The following is a 17,191-nucleotide window of genomic DNA, read 5'->3' as shown; positions in this document are numbered from 1 at the left end:
CGCTTTGCTTACTTTGCCAGCGCAAATTACTTGGTTAATTCAAACAGTGCCATGGCTTCGATATGGTGTGTTTGTGGGAACATATCGATAAGTCCCAATTGCTGTAATCGGTAACCGCGCTCTAACAGTACAGCGCTATCGCGAGCCAAGCTCGCAGGATTACAAGATACATACACGACTTTGCGCGGCTTCATTTTCTTCAGCCATTGCAAGCTTTCAAATGCCCCAGCACGGGCGGGATCGAGCAGTAATTTATCAATCTTGCCCATCCAAGGCTCAAGGGATAAATCCGCACTTAAATCGCCGTGGTAAAAGGTCAGTTTATCCAGATTGTTGGCTTTCGCGTTCACCCGTGCCTGAGTCACCATTTCGGCAACCCCTTCGACGCCAATTACATCCGCGCCCATTTTCGCTAAGGGCAAACTGAAATTACCCATGCCGCAGAACAAATCCAAAATGCGCTCATCAGGTGCTGGCGCTAACCAATCCATCGCTTGAGCGACCATGGCCTTGTTAATCTGTCCGTTCACTTGCACAAAGTTACCAGGGGTGAAACTTAAGCTCACCGCATCCGACTGCGCATTTTCATCTAGCAATTGATAAACAGGTAACACTAACTCAGCGCCGACGCCTTGGAATTGCCCTTCGTTGTCCTGCAGACAAATATGGATCTGATGCAGCTCAGCAAAGACTGACAACTTAGCGAGATCTTTATCGTTTAGAGCCTTAGTGATCCGCAGCACGGCGAAATGACCATTATCTGCGGCAATTAACTCAAGATGACCTAAGCTGGCTTTAGCCGACAATTGGTTCAGCAACTTAGCAAAGGGGACGATCAAGTCCGATAACGGCTTAGCTAACACCAGACATTGACTGATTGGCACCACATTGCTGCTACTGGCGGCGCGAAAGCCTAAACTTAAGTGCTTGGTATTTTTATCAAATAAAGTTGCAAGACGGGCGCGGCGACGATAATGCCAACCTTCCCCCGTGAGTGCAGGCGATAAAGCACCGCCTTCAGTGCCAGCAAACTTAGCCATAATATCCAGCAACGCGGCTTCTTTATGCTCACGCTGACCCGATAATGACATATGCTGTAAGTCGCAGCCGCCGCAGGTGTGGTAGTGTGGACACTCAGGCTCAACGCGCTCAGAGCTAGGTGTATCGACTTTAATTAACTTGGCGCGGGCATAATTTTTCTTTTGCTCGGAGAGCTGTACTGTCACGGTTTCATCGGGCAAAGCGCCAGGGATAAACACGACTTTACCTTGATGTTGTGCTATACCAGCACCTAAGTGATCGAGCTGTTCTACGCTCAGCGATAACTTAGCCGACAACTGTTTGGAACTATTTGGTTTTGCTTTAAAAAATTGCGCCATTTCGGCCTCTAAATCAATAAAATACTGGCAAAGACCGCCCTCTTTCTGGCAGTCTTATAGAATTATCTTAGTCTCTGTCACAGGAAACACCGCCGCTGCTATGAACCCTGTCAACAACATGACCAAATACAGCCTACGTTCTTGGGTTCTTGTGCTGGCGCTTGCGCCAACAATCTTGGTCGGTATCCTTCTGGGCAGCTACTTTACCATAAACCGTTTTTATGAGCTCGAAGATACGCTCGTCGAACAGGGCAGCAATATTATCGAGCCGCTGTCGATTGCCAGTGAAATCGGCTTAGTGGCGAATGATCGCGAGGCGACCAAACGCTTACTCGCGGCGGCGCAGCTCAACAAATCCACCTTAGTAAAATCCATCGCGATTTTCGATGCCAATAATCAACTCTTTGTGACCTCCCACTATCACAAAGACTTTGAGATTATGCGCTACAAAGAAGCCCTCAACACGCTGCATAAAACCGAAATTGAACATGTGGACGACAGCCTTATTTTACGGACGCCCATTTTTGCCACAGGCCCCATTGCTGCTCCCGCTAATTACGATATCCAGACAGATGATGGTCATCTTTTAGGTTATATCTCGATAATAATCAATAAAGAACGTGCCTTGTTAGAGCAACATAGAGCTGCAGTCGCCGCCTTTATTATCGTGTTGATCGGCGTGCAGTTAAACCTGCTATTTACTTTCCGGCTAGTGAAAAACGTCACTCAGCCCATTACTGAAATGGTGCGCGTCGTCGCTAAAATCCGTGAAGGTAAATTAGACGCCCGCTTAGATGGCAACTTGATTGGTGAGCTGGACTTACTCAAACGCGGTATCAATGCCATGGCGGGGTCGCTATCGGAATACCATGATGAGATGCAGCAAAATATCGACCAAGCTACGTCTGATCTGCGGGAAACCTTAGAGCAGATTGAAATCCAAAACGTCGAGCTGGATTTAGCTAAAAAACGCGCCCTAGAAGCCAGCCGAATTAAATCTGAATTCTTAGCGAATATGTCCCACGAGTTACGTACGCCACTCAATGGTGTTATCGGTTTTGCGCGGCAATTAGTCAAAACACCATTGCATTCGAGCCAAGTCGATTACATCAAGACCATAGAACGCAGTGCCACTAACCTGCTGGGTATCATCAACGACATTCTCGATTTTTCTAAACTCGAAGCCGGTAAAATGGTGTTAGAAAACATGCCCTTCGGCCTTAGGGAAACCATAAGCGATACGATTACCTTGATCTCGGGCAGCGCACAGGCCAAAGGCCTAGAACTCGTCGTCGATATCGCCCCCAACGTGCCCGACAATGTCAATGGCGATGCCATGCGCGTATGCCAAATCATCAATAACTTGGTTGGTAACGCGATTAAATTCACTGACTCTGGCAGCGTGATGGTCAAAATCGAACTGCAGAGCCAGTCGGATGAACAAGTAGTACTGCGCTGTGATGTGGTCGACACTGGTATTGGTATAGATGAAAGCCAGCAGGACTTTTTATTTCAAGCCTTTGGCCAAGCAGACTCGTCGATTTCGCGCCGCTTTGGTGGCACCGGCTTAGGTTTAGTGATCACTAAACGTTTAGTGAATCAAATGGGCGGCCAAATCGGCTTTACTTCATCCCCAGAAAAAGGCTCAAACTTCTGGTTCAGTTTGCCGCTCGGCTTAGGTCAATTCCAAATAGGTGACTCACTGCCGCTCGAAAAACTCAAAGACAAAACTATACTGTTTTACGAACCGCGAGTGCTGACTCATGCTGTCTTGAGCCGCCAATTGAATCAATGGGATACAAAAGTCACCCATCATCAGCATATCCCAAGCTTGTTGACTACGCTCACCACGGCTGAAGCGCCATACGACTATGTTCTCTTGAGTTGCCATGGGTTTAGCGATTCAGCACAACTGGTAAGTACACTAAACTTAGCGAAGACCAAAACAGATTGCCTTATCGTGCTATACGATTGCCAAGAACAGGATGCCTTAACCCAATTTATTCGCCCGAATGCCGATGTGGTGTTGTCTCTGCCAGTCAGTGAGCATCAGCTTGCGCGCAACTTACTCTATCCACCGATGGAGTACGACATCATAGCCCCTGCGACAATATCAACGCCGGTTGCGCGCCAATCTTTAACTGTGCTAGCGGTAGATGATAACTTTGCCAACTTAAAACTGATTGATACTTTACTCAGCGAATTAGTGACGACTGTGGTTGCCGTCAACAGCGGTGATGAGGCAGTTAAACAGGCGAAGACTCGCACCTTCGACTTGATCTTTATGGATATCCAAATGCCTGGCACAGATGGCATTAGCGCCACGAAGCAAATTCGCCAAGGCTCGATGAACCGCAACACGCCGATAATTGCCGTGACAGCCCATGCCATTGCCGAAGAACGCGAACTGATTTTAGGCAGTGGTATGGACGGATATTTACCTAAACCTATTGATGAAGCGGCGCTCAAAGACATTATTCATCGCTGGATCACTCGACCTAAGTTCACCCATTTTGACCTGCATACGCTGAACTGGGATTTATGCTTAACCCAAGCCAATCACAAGGCCGATCTCGCCTTAGATATGCTCAGAATGTTGCTCGACTCATTGCCGCAAACCGTGGCGACGATTCAAACGGCGCTAAGTCAAAACGATCACCCAGTCATGCTCAGTACTATCCATAAGCTGCATGGTGCGAGCTGCTACTGCGGCGTGCCAACAACCCAAAGATTATGCCAAGAAATTGAATCAGCACTAAAACGTGAAACATCGGTTGAAGATCTCGAACCCGAAATACTAGAGTTACTTGATGAGTTAACTAAGGTAGAATCTGCGGCAAATCAAGTGATATCACAGCTATCAGCGGAAATAACAGATGACCAAAAAAACGGGCTTTTTTAAACGTCTCAAGGCGTTAACACTGCCACAAAAACAACTCTTTGCCACTGCACTTTGCCAACGTATGTTGCCCAACTATCAACTGTTTTCCGAAGTCTGTGAGTTTGGCGATCCTACTGTGTTGAGTACCGCATTAGAACTATTGTGGCAATCCCAGTACGACTCCAAGCTCAAATTCAATGTCGATGTGCATCTGCAACGCTTGGAAGATAACACCCCAGATCCTGCTGATTTTGAAGCCTATGGCGTCTACCCTGCTATGGATGCAGTGGTCGCCATATCGACCTTACTGGGTGCGATTCAAGGCAAAATTGAAGAAGACATAGTCAATATCAGCAAATTGTCATCCAGCACAGTGGCTAACTACATCGAAGCGATCAGCGATGTCGATTTGGTGGATGAAGCATTAGATGATTTCGTTTTCGCCCATGAAGTCATGGAAGAAGAGAAAGAATTACAAAATTCTCTGCTGGAAATTATTGAAGAAAATCCGAAGATCACTGCAGAACTGGTCAAGGGTTTACGCAAAGATATTATCGAAGCTGGCGTATCAAATATCGGTATCAGCGTCGCTTAATTGATGGGGGTGCTTGGGGTTACTCAAGCACCCTTATTTCTAAACAATGTTTCTAAACAATAAGCCTCTAGTCTCGACTGCAATCACTTTCATGCAAGCCACAAAACGAGTAAGACCAAGGCTAGCAAGTTCCATCAGCCAATATTGAGTTATTCCAATGAGAAAGATTGTTTATCAAGGATTTATCTTAACCAATAGCGAAGGACGAACCGACAGTTGGAAACTGACCATCAAAGATCAACAGCGTATCGGTTCTTTATTTGAACTACGGCGTTTAGTGGGATACTTCTTAGAACTCGGCATACTGCCCGCGACACGCTCCACCCTGCAAGACGCAAAACAAACGCAAAACACCATGAGCAAAAACACCGTAAAACCTAAAAGACGCTAAAAATCAGTTCCCCTCGTTAAATCAACGCATAGAGAATAACTCTGGCGCCTTTGACTGCATAAACTCAATAAAGACTCTTACCTTTAGCGGCTGCTGGCTGCGCTGATGATATAAAATCGAAATTCGCCTCTGTTCGCCAATCCATTCAGGCAGTAATACTTTAAGTTTTCCCTCTTTAATCTGCTGTTTTACAAATAGTTCAGGACCATACAAGATCCCGCCATGGCCTAAGGTCGCCTGAATCGCTCCGTGTAAATCAGTGAGGGTGAGCTTAGTCGGGCCATTAAAATAAAAAGACTCGCCGCTTGGATGCTTTAAATGCCAATTAAACAGCGGCCAGACTTTTATCAGTTGATGGGCTTCAAGATCATCGGGATGCTCAAGTTTAGGTGCCTGAGCCAAGTATTCTGGCGTGGCAAACAGGCAATAGTCGAGCTCGCCTAAGGTACTCGATACCCAAGAAGAATCAGGCTGAGCCCCGCCAACAATCGCCACATCTATGCCTTTATCGATCAAATCGACTAACTCATTACTCTGGGAAATGTGCAAACGGATATCAGGATACAAACGGCCAAACTCATTCAATGCTTGAATAAACACGATGGAAATAATCGAAATCGGCGCGGCGATGCGTAAGGTTCCCTCGGGTTTATCACTGCCTAAACCACTTAGTTCATCAAATTGAGCAACCACACTCTGGTAGCGTTGAAAGAGCGCCAGCCCTTCCTCTGTCAGTCGCAACTTGCGGGTGCTGCGCATAAAGAGCTGTTTATCGAGCTTCTCTTCCAACTTCGCTAACTTGCGGCTCACAGTGGCGATGGGCATATCGAGCTCCTTCGCCGCCTGCGAAAAACTGCCCGCATTGACTAAATGCACAAAAAGATAGACAAGTTGTAGTTCAGCGCCTAAATCATCACTCATTGCATATCCTAATTTCACATATTGGGTATTGACGTTAAAACGCTAAATTCACTAAGTGCTTGTGTTTTAAACATTGAATTATTCACTTATACGACCATAGCGCAATAGCCTTAGATTGAAATGGTATGTTATTTTGTGGCGAGTTTTACTGCGCTGGCGCTAACTCTGGCTTTAAAGTGACATAAAAAGAAGCAAGTGCTGTAACTCTGTCCACCAAGAATCATAGCGACAGTAAAATGACGACGGTGGACGAGTTTATTCAAATTTAATCGTAAGGATGAGTGAGGGAAATGACCATTTTAACCCCTCTGTTTGCCGTCTTCGGGATCATGTTGCTCGGCACACTAGTGCAAAAACTAAAACTCTTGCCCGTCGATACGGACCAAGTGCTAAACCAATATGTCTACTATATTGCATTCCCTGCAATCATGCTTATCGCCCTCGCGCAGCAGCCGATTGGCGAGATTTTGCAATGGGGATTTATTGCGGGCTACAGCACAGCTATGGTAATCACTTATCTTGTCTGCCTTGGGCTATCGCTGATCGCTAACCCTAAACAGCATGCGGTTGCCGCTATTCGAGCCCTCAATGCCACCTTTGGTAATACGGCATTTATTGGTATTCCACTGCTCATCATCCTCTTTCCGCAGCAGCAAAGTGCGTTAGTCGCCGCCGCGATTGCCAGCTTATTATCCGTGCTGATGTTTGCCGTCGCCTTAGTCTCGATGGAACTGGCCACTAACACCCAAAGACAACACCACGCCTTAGTCATAATGGCGATGGCGGTAGGTAAAAACCCTATCGTTATTGGTAGCTTAATTGGCGTCGGCATTTCGGCGCTAGAGATAAAACTGCCGTCAGGGCTGGCGCTAATGATCCAGCAAATAGGCAATACCTCAAGCCCCTGCGCCCTATTTGCTATCGGCATGGTACTCGCCAAAGCAATGCGCTACCAGAAAGATAGCAGCGTATTTAGCCCCAAGAATTTTATCGAATTGAGCCTTATCAACCTCTTCAAGCTGGCTATCCAACCGGCACTCGTCTACTTTATGCTTAACCGTTTTGGCGTAAGTGGTGACTACCTGATCATGGGCGTGATCTTGAGCGCACTGCCCACCGCGGCTAGCGTGTACTTACTTGCCCAGCGTTATAACACTCAGGCTTCTACCAGTGCTCAGGGTATTCTATTTGGTACCTTAGTCACTTTCTTCAGTTTGCCTATCTTAGAAAGCTTAGTAAGAATCTATGCATAATCAGTTAATTAAAAATATTTACTACCGATAATGCCGATTATTTACCCAAGCCACTTTACTGTATATAAAATCAGTATATACTGTTTATCAATACAGTGGTTTGGTATGTTTTTCGACAGGAATTCACTATGCTTTGCCAACTCAGCATTAATAACTTCGCTATCGTCCGTTTTTTAGAACTGGATTTTCGCCCCGGTATGACCAGCATCACAGGTGAAACCGGTGCGGGTAAATCGATTGCCATCGATGCGCTAGGCCTATGCCTAGGCAATCGCGCCGATGCCAGCAGTGTTCGTCCCGGAGCCAATAAAACCGAGGTCAGCGCCCGCTTTTCCTTGGATGATATTCCACTGGCAAAACGTTGGTTAGAAGATAACGATCTTGAACTCGATGATGAGTGCATTCTACGTCGGACTATTGGTAGCGATGGCCGTTCACGCGCCTACATCAATGGTAATCCAGTGCCGCTGACGCAGCTAAAATTACTGGGTCAGTTGCTTATTGGTATTCACGGCCAACATGCCCACCATGCAATGTTAAAAAGTGAACATCAACTCACCCTGCTCGACAGTTATGCCAACCACAGATTGCTTATCGATACGGTTGCCGCTAGCTTTCAACGCTGCAAGCAAATTGAGGCCGATCTAAAGCAACTCGAAGCCTCCCAGCATGAACGTATTGCCCGTAAGCAATTAGTACAATATCAAGTAGAAGAACTCGATGAGTTTGATCTTAAAGTTGATGAGTTCGATGAGATTGAGCAAGAGCACAAACGTCTGGCCAATGGCACTGAGTTGATTGATACCTGTCAGGCGAGCTTAGAGTTACTCACAGAGGGCGAAGAGAACAATATAGAGTCGCTGCTCAATCGAGTCGTTTCCCTCGCCGAAGATCTGCAAAGCTACGATCCTGCATTAAGCAATATCAACACTATGCTCAATGATGCCTTAATCCAAGTGCAAGAAAGTGCCGGCGAATTGCAGCACTATTTGAGTAAGCTTGAACTCGATCCGACCCATTTTGCCTATTTAGAAGAACGGCTATCAAAAGCCATGCAACTGGCGCGTAAGCATCATGTTAGCCCGAATAAACTGGCCGAGCATCATTTAGCATTAAAGGCTGAGCTAAGCACCTTAGACAGTGATGAAAGTAAACTTGAAGAAATTCAGCTTCAAGTCGAGGCAAGTAGAGCCGCTTATCTTAGCAATGCGCAAAAGCTCAGCCAAAGCCGAGCCCGCTATGCTAAAGAACTCGACAAACTGGTGACTCAGTCAATCCACGAACTGAATATGCCTAAGGGTAAATTTACGATCGAAGTCAATTTCCACCCCGAGCAAATGTCAGCCAATGGCAGTGACAATATCGAATTTATGGTAACCACTAACCCTGGCCAACCTTTGCAACCGATTTCGAAAGTCGCGTCTGGCGGTGAGCTCTCACGGATAGGGCTAGGGATCCAAGTGATTACCGCGAAGAAAGTTGCCACACCGACATTAATTTTCGATGAGGTGGATGTCGGGATTTCCGGCCCCACCGCAGCAGTAGTGGGCCGCATGTTACGCAGCTTAGGGGAATCGACCCAAGTACTGTGCGTGACTCACTTGCCGCAAGTTGCGGGCAATGGTCATCAACACATGTTTGTCGATAAATTTAATAAGGCAGGCAGTACTGAGACCACAATGAAATCGCTCGATCGTGAGCAGCGTATCCAAGAGCTTGCAAGACTGTTAGGTGGCGATACTATCACCAGCAATACCCTCGCGAACGCAAGGGAACTGCTGCAATAGTAGTATGGATCAGATAACGAATGAGGTCGCTAAACGCTTGAATCTACACACTCTATATCACAAGCTAAGGGGCTATATCAAAAACTAAGGGTTAGTTGTTGGCCATGCTAACTAACATGTCGGGTTAGCGATAATGTTAGCTAAAACACCAGACTAGCCCTTGCAGACAAATAAACGAAAACACGCCCGCTAACACATCGTCAATCATAATGCCAAAACCACCATGAACTTTGGCATCGAGCCATCGAATAGGCCAAGGTTTGATGATGTCGAAAAAGCGAAATAGACCAAAGCCGACTAACAACCAACCCCAACCTGCTGGTGCCGCTATCATAGTGATCAGTAGCCCAACCACTTCATCCCACACAATCGCACCGTGATCGTGTACCCCCATATCTTGAGCGGCTTTACCGCAGATATAAAATCCCGCAAATGCGCTCAATAAGGTTAAGCCGATATACCAAGTGAGCGGTAATGGCGCCATCAATAAATAGAGGGGAATGGCTGCTAAGGTACCGAAAGTACCAGGCGCTTTAGCGGCGAGTCCGCTACCAAAACCGAGTGCCAAAAAGTGGACAGGATTTTTTAATGACAGGCGCGTTAGCACCTGATCCTTTGACAACCATTTCATTAACATGCTCTTCGCTTAAAAGTGCTCGAAACCGTGATACGGTGGTGTAAACGGCTCACCATTGAGTTGCAACTTGAGCTTACTGCCTGCACAAATTTGTCCAACGCGAACAAACTTTGCTCCTGCATGGCTCAACGCTGTCTCAAGCGCACCTTTTTGCGCTTCAGGAACGGTGAACAGCAGTTCATAATCTTCGCCCCCCGTAAGCGCATAACCTAAGGCATGCTCCTCGCTGACGGTATCTTGCATCGCCCGTGAAAGCGGGATGCAATTAACATCGACAACCGCACCAACTGCCGAAGCCTTAAGCACATGACCGATATCCGAGATAAACCCGTCGGAAAGGTCGATAGCACTGGAGGCAAGCGAACGTAAAGCTTGGCCCGCTAAGACTCTTGGTGTTGGACGATAATGGCGATTGATCAGGAATTCTTTATGCTCGGCTCTAGCCTGTTGCGCGCCGCGAATGATATCCAGACCTAAGGCCGAATCTCCGAGCGTGCCCGTGACATAAATCCAATCACCCGCTTTAGCACCATGACGCGTGAGTGCCTTACCCTGTGGGACTTGGCCGTGCACTGTGATGCTAATCGCCCGTGGACCACGAGTCGTATCGCCGCCAATTAAGGCGATGCCATAGTAATCGGCCGCTTCAAACAAGCCTTCACTAAAACCACTGAGCCAAGTCTCATCGACTTCGGGTAGCGTTAAGGCAAGCGTCATCCACGCGGGTTCAGCGCCCATGGCAGCCAGATCAGATAAATTTACCGCTAAAGCTTTGTAACCTAAGGCAGCGGGAGGCATATCGGGGAAGAAATGGACATTTTCGACTAAGGTGTCACAGGAGATAGCGATCGACTTGTTTTCTGCGGGTTGCACTAAAGCGCAATCGTCACCGATGCCAAGCTTCACATCACGGCGAGTGGGGCCGCGGTTGCTAAAATAACATTCAATTAATTGGAATTCTTTCACTGTACAGTTTGGCACGACTTACATCGGCCACCTTTGTTAGCAATGAAAAACGGTATCCTAAGATACCGTTTGTCTTTATTACTTGCGTGCAACCAGTTTGTCGAGCAGTCCGTTCACAAACTTATGACTCTCGTCCGCACCGAAAGCTTTTGCCAACTCAATCGCTTCGTTAATCGCGACCTTGTATGGCACATCTTTACGGAAAGTCAGCTCATAGGTCGCTAAACGAACTATGGCTTTCTCTACTGGAGACACTTCATCAATCGGGCGTTCCAGATGCGGGATGATCAGCTCATCCAATTGGGTTTTCTTCGTTGCAACGCCTGAAAATAGCTCACGAAAATAAGCTACATCAACACCGTCGAGACTTTGTTCAGTTAAAAACTCATGCTCGACATCGGCAATATTATTCCCGCTTAGTTGCCATGAATAGATGGCTTGAACGGCTAAACGGCGGGCCTTGCGGCGCTCAGAAGGCTTCATTATTTTTCCTACTATAACAACTGTTGTTCAAGTTCTTGCAGAACATTGACCATTTCAAGCAGGCTTAAAGCAGCTTCGCCGCCTTTGTTACCCGCTTTGGTACCTGAACGTTCAATCGCTTGTTCAATGGTATCAGTGGTCAAAACACCGAAAGCAACAGGCAGATCAAATTCTAAAGCAACTTGAGCTAGACCTTTATTACATTCGCCTGCAACAAAATCAAAATGAGGAGTACCACCACGGATCACCGCACCTAATGCGATAATACCGTCGAATTTACCACTGGCAGCTACGCGACGCGCAGCTAGCGGCAACTCAACCGCACCTGGTACACGGACAACAGTGATATTGTCGTCGCTGACTTGGCCAAAACGTTTCAGCGTGTCAAGTGCACCTTCAAGCAAGCTCTCAACTAAAAAGCTGTTGAAACGCGAAATTACAATCGCAACTTTGGCATTTTTCGCTTCGATATTACCTTGAACTACGTTCATTATCTTACCTAATTTAGCTAAAGCACCCAGCTCGGGGCGAAAAGTGGCGACATGATATCACAGCCAATTGCCCAGAGCCCTATGCAAATTATCAGAAATTGTTAATTTTACTTCAGTGTAACTTTGGGTTTCAGTCCGCCACATACTCAGTCACTTCAAGGCCAAAGCCTGAAAGTGAGTGGTAGCGTTTAGGCGAACTGAGCAGGCGCATCTTAGTCACACCAAGGCTGGCGAGAATTTGCGAGCCAACACCCACACGGCGCGACGTCCCCTGCCATTTTGCAGAAGCAGGCGCTTGGCCTTGATCTTCAGCTTCAAAGGCTTTCACCTTAGAAAGGATTTCACAGGGATGTTCTTGATTCCCGAGTAAAACCAATACACCACCTTCTGCAGAAATACGCTCCATCGCCTTTTCGAGTGGCCAGCTGCGTTGCTGATCGCGCTCTGAGTGGAGTAAATCGTTGAAGGTATTTTGCAAATGCACGCGCACCAAACAATCTTCTTTCACCTCACCTTTGACTAAGGCAAAGTGCAGTTGATTGTCGATAGTGTCTCTGAAGGTCACCATGTCGAACTCACCGAAACGGGTCGGTAATTTGCATTTAGCTTCACGCACAACCGTGGTTTCTTTGGTGTTGCGATACTCGATTAAAGCCGCGATAGTGCCGATTTTGATGCCATGCAACTCGGAGAAAATCTCCAAATCTGGGCGACGTGCCATAGTGCCGTCTTCGTTCAAAATCTCAACGATAACGCCCGATGGCTCAAGTCCCGCAAGACGGGCTAAATCACAGCCAGCTTCAGTGTGGCCTGCGCGGGTTAATACGCCGCCGTCCTGTGCCATTAGCGGGAAGATGTGCCCTGGTTGCACTAAATCAGACGCTTTAGCCTCCTTAGCCACAGCCGCTTTCACCGTTACAGCGCGATCGTGGGCCGAAATACCGGTAGTCACACCTTCTGCCGCTTCAATAGAAACCGTAAAGTTAGTCGAGAACTGGGCGTTATTATTCGTCACCATTAAGGGGAGATTTAACTGCTGGCAACGGGCTTTAGTCATGGTCTGGCAAATAAGCCCACGGCCATATTTCGCCATAAAGTTAATCGCTTCTGGCGTGACCATTTCGGCCGCCATGATCAAATCACCTTCGTTTTCTCTGTCTTCGTCATCCATCAAAATAACCATTTTGCCTTGACGAATATCTTCGATGATCTCTTCTATACTGTGCAGCGCCATTGTAGGACCTTATGATTTTGCTGTTATTATGAAATTCTATACCTAAATAACCTAAGCTGCCGATAAGCTTAAGTTAAATAATCTGCTCCTGTGCACTAACGCACAAAGCCGGCACGGGCTAACATTTCCATGGTGACGCCACCGCTCTTGCTGTCTTTGCCATCATAATTCATCAAGCGTTCAAGATAACGGGCGATTAAATCCACTTCGATATTCACCTTATCACCCGCTTGCAGGTCGATTAACGTGGTTTCACCTGCGGTATGCGGCACTATGGTCAAGCGGAATCGACTGCCGTCCACTTCGTTAACCGTCAGACTCACGCCATCAATGGTGATGGAACCTTTATGGGCAATATAACGCCCAAGCTCTGCGGGTGCGGCTAACCAAAATTCAATGGCTTGACCACGCACTAAGCGTTGCTCAACCGTTGCAATACCGTCAACATGGCCACTGACCATGTGGCCGCCTAAGCGTGTGGTTGGGGTGACGGCCTTTTCAAGATTCACCTTAGTGCCCACTTTGTAATTAGCAAAGCCGGTTAGACTCACGGTTTCGGCAGAGACATCAGCCACATAACCGTCGGCTAATTGCTGCACAACCGTTAAGCACACACCGTTAGTGGCAATGCTGTCGCCTAAACGCACATCGTTTAAATCCAGTTTGCCGCTCGCCACGGTAAGACGAATATCATCGCCTTTACGCTCCAGTTTGCGCAGGGTGCCAACGGCTTCAATAATCCCAGTAAACATGGTTAACTCACTTAATTAAATAAAGAAGTAATAAGGCATAAGACTCAAGGTTAAACGGTTATCTTGCTCCAATTCGATTTAAATAAAGAGGTATCAAGCTTAACGCTCAAGGTTAAACGGGTATCTGGCCCTAATTTGCGCTCATCGACCAAAGTGAGTGCAGGAATGTGTGCCATGGTTTGATAATCGGGCAATTGCAGCAAATTACGCCCATGCCCACCGAGGATTTTCATCGCTTGGTATAGCACTAACTCATCGGCCAGCCCCTCTGCTAAAAATGCGCCCGCTAAGGTTGCACCCGCTTCCACCAGCACGTGATTACAGCTTTGGCCTAAATAGCTTAATAGTTCAGGCAATGAGACGCGACCTGCAATTGCAGGTAACACGAGGCAACTCACATGGGAGGGCAATTGTGCTTGAAACTCTGTGGGATAAGCCACGGTCGAGACCAAGAGTATGGGCGACACGATAGCCAAGCAGGCGGCCGATAACGGCAAACGGGCGCGACTGTCGAGTATCACTCTTAATGGCTGCAGTAATTGCGCCTCGGTTACACTGTCTTTTAAGCTGCCAAGTTCCTGATAACGCACATTAAGTAAAGGAGCGTCTGCCAGTATGGTTTCGATCCCCGTAACTAGCGCGCAGGAACGTAAGCGTAATCGCTGCACGTCGCGGCGAGATTCTGGACCAGTTATCCATTTAGACACACCGTTAGACAGCGCAGTTTTACCATCGAGACTCGCAGCCAATTTGACTGTAACTCTGGGTAAACCCGATTCCATGCGCTTCATAAAGCCTAAATTCAAGGCATAGGCTTCATCGCGATGTAATCCCACATCCACTTCAATACCGGCATCGCGCAGCATTTGAATGCCACGACCACCTACTTGCGGATTAGGATCTTCCACCGCCACCACCACACGTTTAACGCCAATATTGATCAGCGCCAAGGCGCAGGGCGGCGTGCGGCCATAATGGCTGCAGGGCTCTAGGGTGACATAGGCGGTTGCGCCACGGGCGTGTTCACCAGCCATACGTAGTGCGTGCACTTCGGCGTGGGGCTCACCTGCTTTTTGATGATAACCTTCACCGATGATTTGGTTATCGTTAACGATAACGCAGCCCACACTAGGATTGGGTCTTGTGGTGTAAAAGCCTTTGCGCGCCAATTGAATCGCGCGGCTCATCATTTGGGTATCGAGTACGGACCAACTTATGTTCAAGCTCATGTTCAACCCTGTTGTTAAAGGTTCCGGCTTTCACCAGTCTTACAAACCTGTCTTTTAAATTTGTGCTTTCACGCCAATAGCTCGTACACGTCTGCCTTATCGGCGACAAAACTCGATGACTACTTTTGCAGCTTGGCGATGGCTTCACCAAATTCAGACACGTCTTCAAAGGCACGGTACACAGAAGCGAAACGAATGTAGGCGACTTTATCTAGGCTCATCAATTGCTCCATCATTAAGTTACCCACCATTTCTGACGGCACTTCCCGCTCGCCAGTGGCGCGCAGGGTAGACTTGATTTTGCTGAGTGCTTGCTCGATTTCATCCATAGACACGGGGCGTTTTTCAACGGCGCGCAACATGCCACCTTGGAGTTTTTCTTCATCGAAGGGTTGGCGTGAACCATCGCGCTTAATCACCCTAGGCATGACTAATTCGGCGCCTTCGAAGGTGGTAAATCTTTCATGACATTCGGTGCATTCTCGGCGACGGCGCACTTGGTGGCCTTCCGCCACTAATCGGGAATCGATGACTTTAGTATCTGTCGCGCTGCAAAATGGACAATGCATTGAGCCTCCTGCCAGTGAATGGTCGTAAAGCGTTAATAGGTTTACCTGTTAAATCTCAGTCAAACGCTATGGATTTAAGCCTAAGATTTTACCAATAAAAATGGCCGCTTAATGCGGCCATGGGATTTTATCCTATTTATGGGCTGAGGTTAACCACCTGATGCTTGTTAGGCTCAGCACCACAAAAAGGAGACTATTTACAGATTAACCGTAAACAGGGAAACGTGCACACAGTGCCAGTACTTGGCCCTTAACACGCTCAATCACTGCAGGATTACTTGCATCATCAAGGATGTCACAAATCCAGCCAGTCAGCTCTTTCGATTCCGCTTCTTTAAAGCCGCGGCGCGTAATGGCTGGCGTACCGATACGCACACCTGAGGTCACAAAGGGTGAACGTGGGTCGTTTGGCACTGAGTTTTTGTTCACAGTAATGTTAGCGCTACCTAAGGCGGCATCGGCTTCTTTACCCGTTAAGTCACGACCAATCAGATCAACTAGCATCAAGTGATTGCTGGTTCCGCCAGAGACGATTTTGTAACCGCGCTCAAGGAACACTTCAACCATAGCTTTAGCGTTGTTAACCACTTGCTGTTGGTAAACTTTAAATTCTGGCTCTAGGGCTTCTTTGAACGCCACCGCTTTACCGGCGATAACGTGCATCAATGGACCACCTTGACCACCAGGGAATACCGCTGAGTTCAACTTCTTATACAAGTCTTCATCGTCAGCAGCAGATAGGATCACGCCACCACGGGGACCCGCTAAGGTTTTGTGGGTCGTAGATGTCACAACGTGCGCGTGTGGTACTGGGTTTGGATAAACGCCCGCAGCAATAAGACCGGCAACGTGTGCCATATCGACAAATAAATAAGCACCTATTTTGTCTGCGATTTCACGCATTTTTGCCCAGTCAACGATACCTGAATAGGCAGAAAAACCGCCGATCATCATCTTAGGCTTGTGTTCTAAGGCAATACGTTCCATCTCGTCGTAGTCAATTTTGCCAGACTCGTCGATACCGTAAGGAATGATGTTGTACAGTTTGCCAGAGAAGTTAACCGGTGAACCGTGGGTCAAGTGACCACCATGAGCTAAGTTCATGCCCAGTACGGTATCGCCAGGTTTTAACAATGCCATGTAAACCGCGCTGTTTGCCTGTGAACCTGAATGAGGTTGTACGTTAGCGTAAGTTGCGCCAAACAGTTGTTTAGCACGTTCAATCGCTAAGGTTTCAACTACGTCCACATACTCACAACCACCATAGTAACGCTTGCCTGGATAGCCTTCAGCGTACTTATTGGTTAACTGTGAACCTTGCGCTTCCATCACGCGTGGACTGGTGTAGTTTTCAGAAGCAATCAGCTCAATATGCTCTTCTTGACGCAGAGTTTCATTCTGAATTGCGTTAAACAGTTCCGGATCATAATCTGCGATATTCATATCTTTTTTCAGCATTGCTTACTCCAGCTGCCAATTCTTATAGGTAGGGTTGCGCGGTATTCTACTCGGAACGCGGTCACAATCCCAGTATTTGAAACATGAAATTCCTGCAGATAGTGCTTGAACTTGGCTCATTGTCGAGTTGAGTTCGGCGCGCAATCGAGTAGAATTAGCCGCATC

General features: G+C 47.4%; 16 protein-coding genes. 5 read left to right on the top strand and 11 right to left on the bottom strand.

Features of this window, described 5'->3' with window-relative positions; all coding sequences use genetic code 11:
* Positions 1 to 26: 26 nt before the first annotated feature.
* Positions 27 to 1,379 carry a 23S rRNA (uracil(1939)-C(5))-methyltransferase RlmD gene (rlmD, locus tag KO537_RS13675; protein ID WP_219234664.1) on the bottom strand — a complete coding sequence of 451 codons (1,353 nt, stop codon included), beginning with the start codon at positions 1,377 to 1,379 and terminating at the stop codon, positions 27 to 29.
* 100 nt (positions 1,380 to 1,479) lie between these two features.
* Between rlmD and barA the strand changes: the two genes are divergently transcribed.
* From barA to KO537_RS13660, 3 genes are all read left to right on the top strand, one after another.
* Complete coding sequence (barA, locus tag KO537_RS13670) at positions 1,480 to 4,281, top strand: two-component sensor histidine kinase BarA (RefSeq protein ID WP_219234663.1); 2,802 nt, start codon at positions 1,480 to 1,482, stop codon at positions 4,279 to 4,281.
* Complete coding sequence (locus KO537_RS13665; protein WP_028761381.1) at positions 4,256 to 4,855, top strand: YjaG family protein; 600 nt, start codon at positions 4,256 to 4,258, stop codon at positions 4,853 to 4,855. The genes barA and KO537_RS13665 overlap by 26 nt, the downstream gene beginning before the upstream one ends.
* A 157-nt stretch (positions 4,856 to 5,012) precedes the next feature.
* Positions 5,013 to 5,246: a DUF3319 domain-containing protein gene (locus KO537_RS13660; protein WP_219234662.1), complete on the top strand. Its 234-nt coding sequence runs from the start codon at positions 5,013 to 5,015 to the stop codon at positions 5,244 to 5,246.
* 21 nt (positions 5,247 to 5,267) lie between these two features.
* On the opposite strand, the gene lldR is transcribed toward KO537_RS13660, so the two are convergent.
* Positions 5,268 to 6,167, bottom strand: coding sequence for a LysR family transcriptional regulator LldR (gene lldR / locus KO537_RS13655; protein WP_105251752.1), 900 nt, complete (start codon positions 6,165 to 6,167; stop codon positions 5,268 to 5,270).
* 290 nt (positions 6,168 to 6,457) lie between these two features.
* Between lldR and KO537_RS13650 the strand changes: the two genes are divergently transcribed.
* Positions 6,458 to 7,420 (top strand): AEC family transporter, encoded by a 963-nt coding sequence (locus KO537_RS13650; protein WP_028761383.1) that lies wholly within the window; start codon positions 6,458 to 6,460, stop codon positions 7,418 to 7,420.
* Positions 7,421 to 7,548: 128 nt separating this feature from the next.
* Entirely contained in the window at positions 7,549 to 9,207 is a 1,659-nt protein-coding gene (gene recN / locus KO537_RS13645; RefSeq protein ID WP_028761384.1) for a DNA repair protein RecN, read from the top strand.
* 136 nt (positions 9,208 to 9,343) lie between these two features.
* Here the strand turns inward: recN and KO537_RS13640 are convergent, their stop codons facing one another.
* The 9 genes from KO537_RS13640 to glyA all read right to left on the bottom strand — a co-directional run bounded on the left by KO537_RS13640 (position 9,344) and on the right by glyA (position 17,026).
* Entirely contained in the window at positions 9,344 to 9,838 is a 495-nt protein-coding gene (locus KO537_RS13640) for a phosphatidylglycerophosphatase A (protein WP_028761385.1), read from the bottom strand.
* A gap of 15 nt (positions 9,839 to 9,853) precedes the next feature.
* Complete coding sequence (gene thiL, locus KO537_RS13635) at positions 9,854 to 10,810, bottom strand: thiamine-phosphate kinase (RefSeq protein WP_049821775.1); 957 nt, start codon at positions 10,808 to 10,810, stop codon at positions 9,854 to 9,856.
* A 78-nt stretch (positions 10,811 to 10,888) separates the two neighbouring features.
* Positions 10,889 to 11,293 carry a transcription antitermination factor NusB gene (nusB, locus tag KO537_RS13630; protein ID WP_006082638.1) on the bottom strand — a complete coding sequence of 135 codons (405 nt, stop codon included), beginning with the start codon at positions 11,291 to 11,293 and terminating at the stop codon, positions 10,889 to 10,891.
* An 11-nt stretch (positions 11,294 to 11,304) separates the two neighbouring features.
* Positions 11,305 to 11,784, bottom strand: a complete 480-nt coding sequence (gene ribE / locus KO537_RS13625) for a 6,7-dimethyl-8-ribityllumazine synthase (RefSeq protein ID WP_006082639.1) — start codon at positions 11,782 to 11,784, stop codon at positions 11,305 to 11,307.
* A gap of 130 nt (positions 11,785 to 11,914) precedes the next feature.
* The gene (gene ribBA, locus KO537_RS13620) at positions 11,915 to 13,018 is read right to left on the bottom strand and encodes a bifunctional 3,4-dihydroxy-2-butanone-4-phosphate synthase/GTP cyclohydrolase II (protein ID WP_028761388.1); all 1,104 of its coding nucleotides are present in this window, start codon (positions 13,016 to 13,018) and stop codon (positions 11,915 to 11,917) included.
* A gap of 95 nt (positions 13,019 to 13,113) precedes the next feature.
* Complete coding sequence (locus KO537_RS13615; RefSeq protein WP_113939349.1) at positions 13,114 to 13,770, bottom strand: riboflavin synthase; 657 nt, start codon at positions 13,768 to 13,770, stop codon at positions 13,114 to 13,116.
* Positions 13,771 to 13,820: 50 nt separating this feature from the next.
* Positions 13,821 to 14,999 (bottom strand): bifunctional diaminohydroxyphosphoribosylaminopyrimidine deaminase/5-amino-6-(5-phosphoribosylamino)uracil reductase RibD, encoded by a 1,179-nt coding sequence (gene ribD / locus KO537_RS13610; RefSeq protein WP_219234661.1) that lies wholly within the window; start codon positions 14,997 to 14,999, stop codon positions 13,821 to 13,823.
* A gap of 119 nt (positions 15,000 to 15,118) precedes the next feature.
* Complete coding sequence (nrdR, locus tag KO537_RS13605; RefSeq protein ID WP_006082643.1) at positions 15,119 to 15,568, bottom strand: transcriptional regulator NrdR; 450 nt, start codon at positions 15,566 to 15,568, stop codon at positions 15,119 to 15,121.
* Between the two features lie 204 nt (positions 15,569 to 15,772).
* Positions 15,773 to 17,026, bottom strand: coding sequence for a serine hydroxymethyltransferase (glyA, locus tag KO537_RS13600; RefSeq protein ID WP_105251747.1), 1,254 nt, complete (start codon positions 17,024 to 17,026; stop codon positions 15,773 to 15,775).
* Between the last annotated feature and the right edge of the window lie 165 nt (positions 17,027 to 17,191).

It is taken from the genome of Shewanella sp. NKUCC01_JLK (assembly GCF_019345615.1).
Taxonomy (GTDB): Bacteria; Pseudomonadota; Gammaproteobacteria; order Enterobacterales; family Shewanellaceae; genus Shewanella; species Shewanella oncorhynchi.
This window is presented reverse-complemented; position numbering and strand designations above follow the sequence as displayed.

Coding starts and splice junctions, on each gene's coding strand:
- rlmD (WP_219234664.1), bottom strand. CDS start 1,379: ATGGCGCAATTTTTTAAAGCAAAACCAAATAGTTCCAAACAGTTGTCG.
- barA (WP_219234663.1), top strand. CDS start 1,480: ATGAACCCTGTCAACAACATGACCAAATACAGCCTACGTTCTTGGGTT.
- KO537_RS13665 (WP_028761381.1), top strand. CDS start 4,256: ATGACCAAAAAAACGGGCTTTTTTAAACGTCTCAAGGCGTTAACACTG.
- KO537_RS13660 (WP_219234662.1), top strand. CDS start 5,013: ATGAGAAAGATTGTTTATCAAGGATTTATCTTAACCAATAGCGAAGGA.
- lldR (WP_105251752.1), bottom strand. CDS start 6,167: ATGAGTGATGATTTAGGCGCTGAACTACAACTTGTCTATCTTTTTGTG.
- KO537_RS13650 (WP_028761383.1), top strand. CDS start 6,458: ATGACCATTTTAACCCCTCTGTTTGCCGTCTTCGGGATCATGTTGCTC.
- recN (WP_028761384.1), top strand. CDS start 7,549: ATGCTTTGCCAACTCAGCATTAATAACTTCGCTATCGTCCGTTTTTTA.
- KO537_RS13640 (WP_028761385.1), bottom strand. CDS start 9,838: ATGAAATGGTTGTCAAAGGATCAGGTGCTAACGCGCCTGTCATTAAAA.
- nusB (WP_006082638.1), bottom strand. CDS start 11,293: ATGAAGCCTTCTGAGCGCCGCAAGGCCCGCCGTTTAGCCGTTCAAGCC.
- ribE (WP_006082639.1), bottom strand. CDS start 11,784: ATGAACGTAGTTCAAGGTAATATCGAAGCGAAAAATGCCAAAGTTGCG.
- ribBA (WP_028761388.1), bottom strand. CDS start 13,018: ATGGCGCTGCACAGTATAGAAGAGATCATCGAAGATATTCGTCAAGGC.
- KO537_RS13615 (WP_113939349.1), bottom strand. CDS start 13,770: ATGTTTACTGGGATTATTGAAGCCGTTGGCACCCTGCGCAAACTGGAG.
- ribD (WP_219234661.1), bottom strand. CDS start 14,999: ATGAGCTTGAACATAAGTTGGTCCGTACTCGATACCCAAATGATGAGC.
- nrdR (WP_006082643.1), bottom strand. CDS start 15,568: ATGCATTGTCCATTTTGCAGCGCGACAGATACTAAAGTCATCGATTCC.
- glyA (WP_105251747.1), bottom strand. CDS start 17,026: ATGCTGAAAAAAGATATGAATATCGCAGATTATGATCCGGAACTGTTT.